Here is a 12,921-nt window from a genome sequence, read left to right as displayed (position 1 = left end):
CCAGAAATGCATCCGCGGAGGGATTCTGGATTGATTCGTAGCTTCGCTCCTCGCGTTGACGATTACGTCGCCTTCTTCGCGAACGTTGCCTTGAGATTGTCGAACAGCTCCACCTTCACGCCGTTGCGACGCATGATGTAACTCTGCTGGACCACCGAGAGCAGGTTGTTCCAGGCCCAGTAGATCACGAGGCCCGCCGGGAAGCCCGCCAGCATGAAGGTGAAGATCAGCGGCATCCAGTTGAAGATGATCTGCTGCGTCGGATCCGGCGGCGTCGGGTTCAGCTTCATCTGGAACCACATCGTGATGCCCATGATGATCGGCCAGATGCCGAGCGCGAGGTAATGGCCGAACACTGGAATCGTGGTCGGATCGAACGGGATCAGCCCGAACAGGTTGAACAGATTGGTCGGATCCGGCGCGGAGAGATCCTTGATCCAGCCGTAGAACTTCGCGTGCCGCATCTCGATGGTGACGAACAGCACCTTATAGAGCGAGAAGAACACGGGGATCTGGATCACCACTGGAAGACAGCCGGCAACCGGGTTGATCTTCTCCTTGCGGTAGATCTCCATCATCTCCTGCTGCTGCTTCACCTTGTCGTCGGGATAGCGCTCCTTCAGCGCCTGAAGCTGCGGCTGGATCGACTTCATCTTCGCCATCGAGGCGTAGGACTTGTTTGCCAGCGGGAAGAACAACAGCTTCACGATCACGGTCACGAGCAGGATCGAGATGCCGAAATTGCCGAAGAAGCGGTAGAAGAAGTCGAGGCCGAGGAACATCGGCTTGGTGATGAAGTAGAACCAGCCCCAGTCGATCAAGAGATCGAAGTGGTTGAGGCCCAGCTCCTTGTTGTAGCCGCCGAGGCCGGCGAACGGGAACACGCCGACCACGCCAGCTTCCTTGGCGCCGGCGAACAGCCGCGCATTCGCGGTTGCGGTGCTGCCGATCGCGACAGTGACGGGATCGAGCAGATAATCGGTCTGGTAGGTGTGGAGGTTGCCGGACGCGTTCGACGAGAAGCGCGCCTGGAGCTGGGCATTGGTATCGGGCAGCAGCGCCGAGGCCCAGTACTTGTCGGTGATGCCGAGCCAGCCATTGGTGACCTTGAAGTCCACCTTCTTGGCCTCGTCGATCTTCTTGTAGGCGTATTCCTGCAAGCCCTGATCGCCGAGATAGCCGATCAGGCCTTCATGCAGGATGTAGTAGCCCGACACTTGCGGTGCGCCGTGACGTGAGATCAGCGCGAACGGATAGAGCGTGACCGGCGCGTTGCCGACATTGCTCACCTCGTCCTTGATGGTGAAGAGATAGTGGTCGTCGACCGAGACGGTGCGGCGGAACGTGAGGCCGTCGCCATTGTCCCATTTCAGCACCACCGGGGTGGTCGGCGTCAGGCTGCCGCTGCCCTCCTGCTGCCAGACGGTCTGGGCATCCGGCATCTTCGCCGTCACGCCCGTCGCGGCCACCCAGCCGAACTCGGCGTAATAGGGCTCCGCCGTGCCTGAGGGCGAATAGAGGATGATCGGCGGCGACGTCGGGTCGACCGTTTCGCGGAATTGCACCAGCGCGATGTCGTCGATGCGGCCGCCCTTCAGAGAGATGCTGCCGGCGATCCGCGGCGTGTCGATCTTGACGCGCGGGCTGGCCGCGATCGCGGCGTCGCGGGCAACGACCGGCTGGGCGGGGCTCGCGCCCGGCGTCGATGGCTGCGCGGCACCGCCGGCCTGCGGCGTGGCGCCCGGCGTCGCGGACGCCGTCGGCTGCGGCGTGGTCTTCTGGAGCTCGGCCTGCGCCTGCTGCTGGGCGCGCTGCTTCTCCATCTGCGGCACGTTGTAGAAATATTGCCAGGCGATCAGGACGAAGCCCGACAGAATGACGGCGAGGATGGTATTGCGATTGTCGGTCATCTCTAATGTCTCGTCATCAATCCGGTTTGCGGCTGGCAGGGGCAGCGCCCGGCTTTTCGCCGCGCCCCTTCGCGGGTCCCTTGTGAGACCCCTTGGCCGTATGGCGCGCGGGCTTCGAGAAGGCTATGCGCAGATCGTCGAGCATGGTGGCGAAGTCGCGCGAGAGCGCGTCCCTTCGGCCGACCAGTACATAGTCATGATGGGGCTGCATCGACACCGGATCGAGCCGCTTCACCAGTTCGCGAAGCCGGCGCCGGATGCGATTGCGCTCGGGGGCGTTGCCGTTCTTTTTGGTGACGGTGAAACCGATCCGGATCGGGCCGAGATCGTCGCGGCGACGGCTTTGCAGGACGAACGCGGGACTATTCGCCCGCGCGCCATTGGCAACGGCGAGGAAATCCGCCCGCTGCCTCAGCCGATCCATGATGAAATCCCAAAAAGGGGGTCCGGCTCAGGCGCTCAGACGCTTGCGGCCGCGGGCGCGGCGGGCGGCGAGAACCTTGCGGCCGCCGGCAGTGGCGAGACGGGCACGGAAGCCGTGACGGCGCTTGCGCACCAGTTTGCTGGGTTGATAAGTCCGCTTCACGGGTTTTTCTCCGCTGACCGGGCAATTTGCCTGTAGAATTGATGGTAAAGTCCGGAAGATGCGGCCCAAAACGGGCCCTTTTCGGCCCCAAGAGAGCCGCTCCCGGCGTCACACCGGGTCATCGCGGACAATTCGCGCGGCTTATAAGGGAGCGCCTTGTTTTCGTCAACGCCGCACAAGCGCAGGATTTCGGTGAATATCGCTGTTTGTGCGGGGTTTTTAACCCGTGAGGTGGCGACTCGCTCTATCAGCACCTACATCCCACCTCGGCATATTAGCGATCCGTAATTTGACCGGGCCGGGGGCGGGCCGCATCCTTCATCCGCCAGATCGTTCACCGGGCAAGTCAGCGAGGACGAATTTCGTGGCAGAGACCGACCTCCAGCCGATCCAGGATACGGATCAGCAGGACCCGTCCGCGGCGCGGCCGCGCGGGCCTGCCGGGCTTGGGTTGTCGGGCAAGCTGCTGCTGCTGACCGTCCCCTTGGTGATGATCGCGGCCGTCCTGCTGTACGTGCCCGCTATCGCCAACTTCTGGGTCAACCGCCTCAACGACCGCGTCGCGGCCGCCAACACGGCGGCGCTGGTGCTGGATGCCGCGCCGCTCGGCATGGTCCCCGATTCGCTCTCGCGCGAGATCCTGAAGAGCATCAATGCCCGCGCCGTCGCCATCAAGATGGGCCAGCAGCGCCGGCTGCTCGCCAGCGACAATCTGCCCTCCACGATCGGGCACGATGTCGATTTGCGCGACATGACGGTGTGGGAGGCGATCACCGGCTCGTTCCAGATGATGATGGAGACCGGCAACCAGGCCATTCGCGTCGTCGGACCCGGCGTCGGCAACGCCCAGTTCGTCGAGATCGTGACCGACGAATTGCCGCTGCGGCAGGCGATGTACCGCTTCTCCCGCAATGTCGTCGTGGTCGCGCTGATCATCGGCGTCCTGACCGCGGGCCTTGTCTATCTCGCGCTCCATTATCTCTTCGTGCGGCCGATGCGTCGGCTGACCGCGAGCCTGGTCGGCTTCCACGAGAACCCGGAAAGCTCGGCGGGAATCATCGTGCCGAGCCAGCGCAGCGATGAGATCGGCGTCGCCGAGCGCGAATTGTCGGACATGCAGCGCGACCTGATGTCGATGCTGAACCAGAAGAGCCGGCTCGCGGCGCTCGGCCTTGCGGTGTCCAAGATCAACCACGATCTGCGCAACCTTCTGGCGTCGGCCCAGCTTTTGTCGGATCAGCTCGCCAGCGTGCCGGATCCGCGGGTGCAGCGCTTCGCGCCAAAGCTGGTGCGCTCGCTCGAGCGCGCCATCGCCTTCTGCCAGTCGACGCTGTCCTATGGCCGCGCCCAGGAGGCCGCGCCCGATCGTCGCATGATCCTGATCGAGCCAGTGGTGCTGGAGGTGCGCGAGACCGCGGGCCTTGCCAGCGACGCCTCGATCGCCTGGGTCGCCGCGATCGAGCGCGGGCTTGCGGTCGACGCCGATCCCGACCAGCTGTTCCGGGTTCTGCTCAACCTCGTCCGCAACGCCGCCCAGGCGCTGGAAAGCCATGCCGCCGGCGATGGCGGAGCGCAGCAGATCCGGATCACGGGAAAACGCGAGGGCGCCGTCGCCATCCTGGAGGTCTCCGACACCGGTCCGGGCGTGCCCCAAAAGACCAGGGAGCACCTGTTCGAGGCCTTCCAGACCTCCGGCCGCCCCGGCGGCAGCGGGCTCGGCCTTGCGATCGCCGCCGAACTGGTGCGTGCCCATGGCGGCGACATCCACCTCGTCGAAGGCACCATCGGCGCCACCTTCCGGATCGTCATCCCGGACCGTCCCGTGGAACTCCTTTCCATCCGCAACGAGCGGCAGAGGGCGTAGGCTAGGCCAGAGGCCGAGTGAGACTGTCGTTCCGGGGCGGCGCGCAGCGCCGAAGCCGGAATCCAGAGGTTTTAGGCAGGAGATTCCGGGTTCTCGCTTCGCGAGCCCCGGAATGACCGGGTGGAGACCGTCATCTCCATGCAAAATCTCCCCATCCCGGACCTTGCCAACCGGGACAAGAGCGGTTAGTCAGAGCGCTCTTTCGCACCCCTCCGGCGCTGTCCGGAGGCTGCGTGTGGGCTGAAGCCCGCACCATCAGCGAAAAACGCGCCCGTAGCTCAGCTGGATAGAGCATCAGACTACGAATCTGAGGGTCGGACGTTCGAATCGTTCCGGGCGCGCCATTTCCGCTTCGCTTGCGGTGCCGCCAATCAATGGTGGCCTCCCGACGGGATCCTTGCCACGACATTGGGCCGGTTCTGCCTGAGCCAGGCGACGGCCTCGGGTCCATCGACGACGCATTCGAAGGTTTCCCAGGTCGGGTCCTCCAGGGATTCCGATTGCAGTCGCTTCGCCGCGTAGTCGACGAGATCGTGCAGCCCTTCGTACCCTCGTCGGTGCTCGAGGGACTCCGCAATCGCCTTGCTGGTCCATCCTCGCTCGGCCAAATCGATAATGCTCGGAGCGTCAGCCTCGCTGAACCACGGCGTGGCATCGAACTCGATGCAGCGGACATTGTCTGCAGTATGGCAAGTGGCGTGGATCATCGGCTTCCTCCGTCCTGCGCTAGCGTTGTAGGTCATATCGCTGCTCGCACGCCTTCAGGCTTTGACCAGGTCTCCCAGCAGGTTCGCCGCGACCATCAGCTTGGCGAGCGTCAGGCCGCCGGCGGCGATCTCCTCGACCGCACGGCGGATGCGCGTCGCCTCGGGATGAGCAGCAAGCCAGGTCTCCGCAGCCTGCTGACCGGATTGGCCGATCGTCAGCATATCTGCGGCCAGGCGTCTTTCGGCAGCCGCGATCTGGTCGACGGCGCGATCGATGGCGAGGCGTTCGAAACGATCGCTGGCCGGCACGCTGCGCGCGGCGGCGGTGATGCGGTCGAGACGGAAACTGGCCTCGGCGGCAAAGAACGTCGCGGCGGCATCCCCGATGCTGCGGCCGGTGCGCTCGGCGACCGTCACGATATCAGGCGCCGAGACCAGGGCGTCGAGGTCGGCCAGGTCGCCGGCGAGGCCGGTCGGAACGCCGGCATCGATCAAATCCTGCCGGCGCTTGCTGCGCGCGGCCTGCAAGTCCGGTGGCAGGGCGTTGTCGAGCGAGGCTGCGACCTCACGGACGGCAGGACCAAACCGGGCGATGACTGCGCTGAGACCGTCCTTGAAATCGACATTGCGCACGTACCAGACCATGCGGGAGAGCAGGAGATCCTGAATCGCCGCGTAGAGGCCGAGCTGCAACTGTCCGTCGATGAGGGTGTCGAGCGCGTCGATCCCGTCATTGAGCCGCCTGAGCTCATAGATCGCGTCCACCGCCACCTGGGCCATGACGATGGTCGAGATATCGGCATCGGTCTCGTCGGTCAGGCGTACGATGCAGGCCGGGCCCCCGCGGTTGATCACGGCATTGACGAGACTGGTCGCGATGATCTCGCGTCGGAGGCGGTGGAGCTCGACCGCGGCCGGGAATTTGTCGACAATCTCGCGCGGAAAATACAGGGACAGTCTGCGGGCGAGATAAGGATCGTCAGGCACACCGGTTTCGAGCAGGTCATTGTAGAGTGTCAGCTTGGCATAAGCGAGCAACACGGCAAGCTCCGGCCGTGTCAGGGCTTGGCCGCGTCGTGTGCGCTCGGCGATCGCGGCGTCGTCAGGCAGGAATTCGACGGCGCGGCTGAGCAGGTTGCGTTGCTCGAGCGATTGCATCAGGCGCGTGAGGAAGCCGGTCTCGGCCGTGCCCTTGCGTTCGGCGAGCGAGAGCGCCAGCGTCTGCAGGTAGTTGTTGCGTAGCACCAGCGTGCCGACTTCGCCGGTCATCGCGGCGAGCAGGGTGTTGCGGTCAGCCGGGCTGAGGCGTCCCTCGCGCTCGGGGCGCGCCAATGCGATCTTGATGTTGACCTCGACGTCGGACGTATTCACGCCGGCCGAATTGTCGATCGCGTCGGTGTTGAGCTTGACGCCCTTCTGCGCCGCTTCGATGCGCCCGCGCTGGGTGACGCCGAGATTGGCGCCTTCGCCGATCACCCTGGCGCGAACGTCGGCCCCGCTGATGCGGATCGGATCGTTGGCGCGGTCGCCGGCCTGGTCGTCGCTTTCCGCGGACGACCGGACATAGGTGCCGATGCCGCCGAACCACAACAGGTCCGCGCGCGCCTTCAGGATCGCCGTCATCACCTCGAAGGGCGTGGCCTGCTCCTTGTCGAGATCGAGCAGGGAGCGCACTTCCGGCGCGAGCGGGATCGCCTTGAGCGAGCGCGAGAACACGCCGCCGCCCTGCGAGATCAGCGATTTGTCGTAGTCCTGCCAGCTCGATCGCGGCAGGTCGAACAGGCGCTTGCGCTCAGCGAGGCTGATCGAAGGGTCGGGGGAAGGATCGATGAAGATGTCGCGGTGATCGAACGCCGCAACGAGCTTCGTCGCCGGCGAGAGCAGCATGCCGTTGCCGAAGACGTCGCCGGACATGTCGCCGACGCCGACCACGGTGAAAGGCATGGTCTGGATGTCGGTGCCGAGCTCGCGGAAGTGGCGCTTGACCGCTTCCCAGGCGCCGCGCGCCGTGATTCCCATCTTCTTGTGGTCGTAGCCCTGGCTGCCGCCGGAGGCGAAGGCATCGCCGAGCCAATGGTTCTTCTCGGCCGAGATCGCGTTGGCGACGTCGGAGAAGGTGGCGGTGCCCTTGTCGGCGGCGACGACCAGATAGGGATCGTCGCCGTCATGCCGCACGGTCAAGTCGGGAGGCACCACGATGTCGCCGTCGAGATTATCGGTGAGTTCGAGCAGCGAGCGCACGAAGATGCGATAGGCTTCGGTGCCCTCCGCGAGCCACGCCTCGCGATCGGAGGGCGGCGGCAGGCGCTTGGGCACGAAACCTCCCTTGGCGCCGACCGGCACGATGACGGCGTTCTTGACCTGCTGCGCTTTCACGAGGCCGAGGATCTCGGTGCGGAAATCCTGCGGCCGATCGGACCAGCGCAGGCCACCGCGCGCAACCTTGCCGAAGCGCAGGTGAATGCCTTCGACACGCGGTGAATAGACGAAGATCTCGTAAAGCGGTCGGGGAGGGGGCAGGTCCTCGATCTTGCGCGCGTCGAACTTGAAGGAGATCACCGGGCGCGGATGTCCATCCTCACCGATCTGCCACAGATTGGTGCGGATGGTCGCCTGCACCAGGTTGGTGAAACGGCGCAGGATGCGGTCTTCATCGAGCGAGGCGACGGATTTGAGCTGCTCCTCGATCTCGGCAAGGAGGGTCATCTCGCGCGCCGAACGCTCGCGATCGGTCAGGACGAGGCGCGGATCGCGGCGGGCCTGGAACAGCGCGACGAGGTTGGCCGTGATCGCGGCGTTCTTGCGCAAGGTCTCCCACATATAGTCCTGGGTGAACGGCGCGCGGATCTGGTGCAGATAGCGCGACAGCGCCCGGATGGTCGAGATTTCCCGCCAGCCCAGGGCCGTGCGCAGGATCAAGGCATTGTACCCGTCGGATTCGGCGCGATCGGTGACCACCGCCATGATCGAGGCTTCCAGGCGATGGCTGAAGTCCCGGCTGATCTCGATCGGCTGGCCGTCGCTGGTCTCGATCGTCATGTCGTGCAGCCAGACCGGCTCCGGCCTGTTGCCGGGCACGATCTGATAGGTGCGTTCGTTGACCACGCGCAGGCCGTGATTTTCGATCACAGGCACGCGGTAGGACAGCGACAGCGGCGCGGCATCCGAAAACACCTTCAGGCCGAAACGCCTGGGATCGTCCTTCTCGAAGCGGTGAACCGAAATCGTCACCGGGCGGGCCGGTGTAAGCTTCTCGACGGTGGCGATATCGGCGACTGCCTGTTCCGCCGTGGAAGCCTCGGTATAGCCGCCGCTGAAGGCCTGGGCGTAGCGATTTGCGAGCATGCGCGCCCGCATGCCGTCGGTCGACGCAGCCAGCGCGGCCTTCAGCTTGTCGGCCCAGGTCGCGGCAATGGCGCTGATCCCGGCTTCCAGCGTGGCGCGCTCGACGGCGGGAGTCTTACCTTCATAGCGTCCGATGATGTAGTGGACGCGCGCCAACGCTCCTTCGGGGAAGGACACGTAGGAGGCCGACAGTGTCCCCTTGTAGCTCTGCGACAGGAAGGTGCCGACGCGCATGCGCACGTCGGTGTCGTACTTGTCGCGCGGAATGAAAACGAGGATGGAAACGAAGCGATCGAATTTGTCGACCCGCGCCAGCGCCCGGACGCGGGGCCGCTCATAGAGGATCAGGATTTCCATGACGAAATCGAAGAGGGTATCGACGTCGATCTGGAAGAGTTCGTCGCGCGGATATTCCTCGAGAATATGCTGGAGAGCCTTGCCGGAATGGCTGTTCGGGTCGAAGCCGGCGCGCTGGAGCACCCGCGATACCTTGTGGCGAACATAGGGGATCTGTCTTGCCGAGCGCGTGTAGGCGCCCGAGGTGAACAGGCCGACGACGCGCAATTCGCCCTCGAGCCGGCCGTCGGGCGTATAGAGCTTGATGCCGACATAATCCATCCTGATGCGGCGATGGACGCGGCTGCTCACATTCGCCTTGATGACGATGAGCAGGGTCGGTTCGCGCATGAACTCGCGAATCTCGGGCGTCATGATCACCATTTCGCTGCCGCGGCGCAGGACCTTCACATCGGGATCGCGGAGGATGCCGAGACCCTCGGCGGTCGTGATGTCGTCCGAGGCATCGCGGCCCGGCAGGAAGCGATATTCGCGTACGCCGAGAAAGGTGAAATTGTCCGCGCACAGCCATTGCAGGAACTGGTTGGCCTCGGCGACATCGTCGATCGGCAGCGGCGGCGGATTGGAGGAGAACGTCTTGACCGCGTCCTCGACGCGGTCGCGCATGGCGCGCCAGTCCGCGACGCAGGCGCGCACGTCGCCGAGCGTCCTGGTGAGGCCGTCAATCAGCCTCGCGCGGTCCGCGTCGGCATCCAGGCGGGTGATGTGGAGGTGAATCAGGCTCTCTCGCGCGCCCTTTGCCCCTTCCGGCAGTGCCTCGCCGTAGAAGCGCAGGAGCTTGCCCTGGTCATCGCGCTCCACCGCGATGATGGGGTGAGCGACGAGACTGACTTCGATGCCCTGCTCGGTGAGCTCCGCCATGGTGGAGTCGAACAGGAAGGGCATGTTGTCGTTGAGGATTTCGAGCACGGAGATCTCGCGCCCGTCCGGCATCTGCGGATTGACGACGCGGATGTCGGCACGCCCCGCCGTGCGCCGCTGCACATGCTCCCAGGCTTGCTCCGCCAGGAAGGCAAGCGAGGCGGCATCGTGACTGGCGAGGTCCTCGACATTGGTGAAGGCGAACAGAAGCTCGGCAAAGTTTTGGGGGGCCTTGCCCGGCTGCACGCTTCCTGCCGCCTCGCGGATCAGAGTTGCCCGGGCCTTGTCGTCACGCCAAGCCATAGCGTCCTCCATCTCCCAGCCGACGAGCCGCAATGTCGGCGGGGAATTGTTCTTGGAGTGCGCCTCTTCGAGCGCATCTTCTCGACCGCGTTTCAAAGCGGGTCGGTCTTGCGGCCTTCATGATACTAGCATCTCGAAGGCGCCATGGCGCGCAGAGTTATGAGGCGTGCCTAAGGCCGAAGTCGACGGCGAGCATCGCTGCGCCGTGAGCGCTTGCAAAATCACAAGGAGTTTCAATTGTACAGGAGCTCGTGATTTTCCGAACGACGCGCCATTTTCCGAATTTGCATAAGGCGATCGGGCTTCTGGGCCGCCGCTCACGAGACCGCCGTCGGCTCTTCAGGCAGGGCGTCAAGGCGGCCCTTGCGCAAAGAGCGGCTGCATTCAAAGTAATTTGCCGCAATGCAACTATCATCCTGCCCCCGCCAGGAAGCCCAAATGTCCGGAGTCAGTCCGTCAAGCGGCCGCCGGTGAGGAATCCGTGCCTCCGATCATGGCGCTGCCGGCGCGTGTGCCGGCGCGCCATTCATCATCAGGCGATCATGCGCTCTTCGGCCGAAACGCGACGACGGATCCGGCCGGCGCTTCGTCGCCCATCGCCGCCTCGATGGCCTTGGCAAGTGCGGCCTGGTCGAACGGCTTTGCCAGCCGCGGCAGGCTGGATCGCGTGTCGCTCGGGAGGTCCGCGTACCCCGTGCTGAGAAGGATGATCGTCTCCGGGCGCTCCGCAGCGATGGCGCCGGCAAGCTGAAGGCCGGTCATGCCGGGCATGGCATAGTCGGTCACGACCAGGTCGATGGTGCGCGTGCGGCGGAGCAAAGCCAGTGCCTCGTCGCCGGAACGCGCCTCGACCACGATGTGCCCGAGATCCTCCAGCATCGCTGCCGTGTTCTCGAGCACCAGGACGTCGTCGTCGACGACGAGCACGGAAAGCTGCCGGCTGGGACGGGCTACGGCTGCCGGAGCCGCCGTGCGCAGGTCCGGCATCGCACTCTCCTCGGCGGCGATCGGCAGCCAGATATCGGCCGTCGTGCCCTCTCCGGGACGGCTCTTCAAGACGAGCCTGCCGCCGGACTGCTCGGCAAGCCCGTGGACCATCGACAGGCCGAGCCCGGTGCCTTTGCCGACGCCCTTGGTCGTGAAGAACGGCTCCTGGGCGTGCTTGAGGATCTCGTCGCTCATGCCGCAGCCCGTGTCGCTCACCGAGAGCGCGACATAGCCGCCGCTCGATAGGCCGCCTTCGCCCTGCTCCTCGCGCGCGGCGATCGTGATCTGGCCGCCGTCCGGCATCGCATCGCGCGCGTTGACCGCGAGGTTGAGGATCGCCAGTTCGAGCTGGTTCGCGTCGACCTTCACCTTCGGCAGGTGCATCGGGAACCGGGTCTCGACATGAATTCCGGCCTCGAATTTCAGCAATGACGCCATGCCACGCACCAACTCGCTGATGTCGACGACCGCCGGCTTGAGATCCTGCTTGCGCGCGAAAGCAAGCATGCGCTGGGTCAGGGAGGCGCCGCGCACCGCGCCCTGCATCGCGTTCTCCACCAGGCGCAGGATCTTCGGATCGTCCGTCGGCAGGCGCTTCTTCAGGAGCTCGAGGCTGCCGAGAACGGCCGCGAGCAGGTTGTTGAAATCGTGGGCCACGCCGCCGGTGAGCTGGCCGATGGTCTCCATCTTCTGCGACATCATGAGGGCTTCGCGCGCGCGATCCAGCGCCTCCTGCGCCCGTCTCCGTTCGCTGACGTCGCGCACGATCTTCGCAAAGCCAGCGATCGCGCCGCTTTCGTTCCGGACCGCGACGATCGTTGCCTCCGCCCAGAAGCGGCTCCTGTCCTTGCGCACCCGCCAGCCTTCGATGGCGGACTTCCCCTCCCGCTCGGCTTCAACGAGCGCGCGCGCGGGCGCTCCGGCCACGCAATCTTCCTCGGTGTGAAAAATGGTGTAGCTCGTCCCGACGATGTCGTCGCCATAGCCCATCAGCCGGCGCGCGCCGAGATTCCAGTTGCCCACGCGCCCGTCCGGATCGAGCATGAAGATCGCGTGGTCCGCGATGCCTTCGACGAGCAGCCGGAAGCGTTCTTCGCTGCGCCTCAGAGCGGCGGCCTCGCGTTGGGCGCGCTCCGCCGATACCCTGTCGTAGACGGCAGCCGCGATGCCGATGCTCAGGATCAGGATGGTGATGCCGGCGAGCAGGAACGCGAGCGGCGCCTGACCGACACCGAGATGTCCTGCCGGCCGGGCCATGGCGCTCGTCGGCAGGAACATGGCGCCTTCCATCGCGGCGTAGTGCATGCCGGAGATCGCAAGACCCATCACCAGGCCGGCGACCAGCCGCTGGACCGCGTTGGTGTTGCGAAAGGCGAGCCAGAGCGCCACGATCGAGGCGCTGATCGCGATCAGGATCGAGAGCACGACCCATCGGGGATCGTATTGGATGAGGGCCGCCATCCGCATCGCGGCCATGCCGGTATAGTGCATGCCGGAGATGCCAAGTCCCATCGCGAAGCCGGAGGCGAGCAGCGCCTGGGGGCGCCGTCCGACAACGGCAAAGGCGGCCGCGGCGATAACGATCGGAATGACAAGCGAGAGCAGCGTTAGGAATGGATCGTACGAGATCTCGATTTGAGGCAGGCTGAAGGCCAGCATGCCGACGAAATGCATCGACCAGATGCCGCCGCCCATGGCGATCGCCGCGGCGACCAGCCAGGATCGGCGGGCTCTTCCCGAAGCCGCTCGCATTCGGGTTGCCAGGTCCAGCGCCGTATAGGAGGCAAGCGCCGCGATCAGAATCGACAACGCGACCAGGACGGGATCGTGAGAAGCCGCATGATGATGCATTTCGGCCAACGCTAGCCGGGATTGCGTTGGGGCTTACGCATGAGGTCCTCCTCGACACCGAAATCGTCCGCGGCACCAGGATGGGCGCCGCAAGCGTCCACGACGTTCGAATCGGCTGCCATGGTGCACGCAATCCTGCGGTGCCGCCAC

General features: G+C 65.1%; 7 protein-coding genes and 1 tRNA gene. 2 read left to right on the top strand and 6 right to left on the bottom strand.

The annotated features are described in order from the left end of the window. Positions 1-62 precede the first annotated feature (62 nt). Genes yidC through rpmH form a run of 3 tightly spaced genes read right to left on the bottom strand, consistent with a single transcriptional unit; the run spans position 63 to position 2,496 of the window. Positions 63-1,910 (bottom strand): membrane protein insertase YidC, encoded by a 1,848-nt coding sequence (yidC, locus tag A5906_RS01180; protein WP_080133460.1) that lies wholly within the window; start codon positions 1,908-1,910, stop codon positions 63-65. Between the two features lie 16 nt (positions 1,911-1,926). Continuing rightward, positions 1,927-2,334, bottom strand: a complete 408-nt coding sequence (rnpA, locus tag A5906_RS01175) for a ribonuclease P protein component (protein ID WP_080133459.1) — start codon at positions 2,332-2,334, stop codon at positions 1,927-1,929. 27 nt (positions 2,335-2,361) lie between these two features. Beyond that, entirely contained in the window at positions 2,362-2,496 is a 135-nt protein-coding gene (gene rpmH, locus A5906_RS01170) for a 50S ribosomal protein L34 (RefSeq protein ID WP_008542748.1), read from the bottom strand. Positions 2,497-2,860: 364 nt separating this feature from the next. Here rpmH and A5906_RS01165 point away from each other — a divergent pair, with 364 nt between their 5' ends. Beyond that, entirely contained in the window at positions 2,861-4,360 is a 1,500-nt protein-coding gene (locus tag A5906_RS01165; protein WP_136614860.1) for a sensor histidine kinase, read from the top strand. 267 nt (positions 4,361-4,627) lie between these two features. Further along, positions 4,628-4,704 (top strand) — tRNA-Arg (locus tag A5906_RS01160). A gap of 27 nt (positions 4,705-4,731) precedes the next feature. Here the strand turns inward: A5906_RS01160 and A5906_RS01155 are convergent. The 3 genes from A5906_RS01155 to A5906_RS01145 form a co-directional block, all read right to left on the bottom strand. Beyond that, complete coding sequence (locus A5906_RS01155) at positions 4,732-5,067, bottom strand: hypothetical protein (RefSeq protein WP_080133458.1); 336 nt, start codon at positions 5,065-5,067, stop codon at positions 4,732-4,734. A 54-nt stretch (positions 5,068-5,121) separates the two neighbouring features. Next, positions 5,122-9,945 carry an NAD-glutamate dehydrogenase gene (locus A5906_RS01150; RefSeq protein ID WP_080133457.1) on the bottom strand — a complete coding sequence of 1,608 codons (4,824 nt, stop codon included), beginning with the start codon at positions 9,943-9,945 and terminating at the stop codon, positions 5,122-5,124. 528 nt (positions 9,946-10,473) lie between these two features. Next, positions 10,474-12,771: an MHYT domain-containing protein gene (locus A5906_RS01145; RefSeq protein WP_080133998.1), complete on the bottom strand. Its 2,298-nt coding sequence runs from the start codon at positions 12,769-12,771 to the stop codon at positions 10,474-10,476. Between the last annotated feature and the right edge of the window lie 150 nt (positions 12,772-12,921).

Source organism: Bradyrhizobium sacchari (genome assembly GCF_002068095.1).
In the GTDB taxonomy this organism is placed as follows: Bacteria; Pseudomonadota; Alphaproteobacteria; order Rhizobiales; family Xanthobacteraceae; genus Bradyrhizobium; species Bradyrhizobium sacchari.
This window is presented reverse-complemented; position numbering and strand designations above follow the sequence as displayed.

What these genes read in the sequence shown, in the direction of transcription:
- yidC (WP_080133460.1), bottom strand. Translation starts at nt 1,910, where the DNA reads ATGACCGACAATCGCAATACCATCCTCGCCGTCATTCTGTCGGGCTTC.
- rnpA (WP_080133459.1), bottom strand. Translation starts at nt 2,334, where the DNA reads ATGGATCGGCTGAGGCAGCGGGCGGATTTCCTCGCCGTTGCCAATGGC.
- A5906_RS01155 (WP_080133458.1), bottom strand. Translation starts at nt 5,067, where the DNA reads ATGATCCACGCCACTTGCCATACTGCAGACAATGTCCGCTGCATCGAG.
- A5906_RS01150 (WP_080133457.1), bottom strand. Translation starts at nt 9,945, where the DNA reads ATGGAGGACGCTATGGCTTGGCGTGACGACAAGGCCCGGGCAACTCTG.
- A5906_RS01145 (WP_080133998.1), bottom strand. Translation starts at nt 12,771, where the DNA reads ATGCATCATCATGCGGCTTCTCACGATCCCGTCCTGGTCGCGTTGTCG.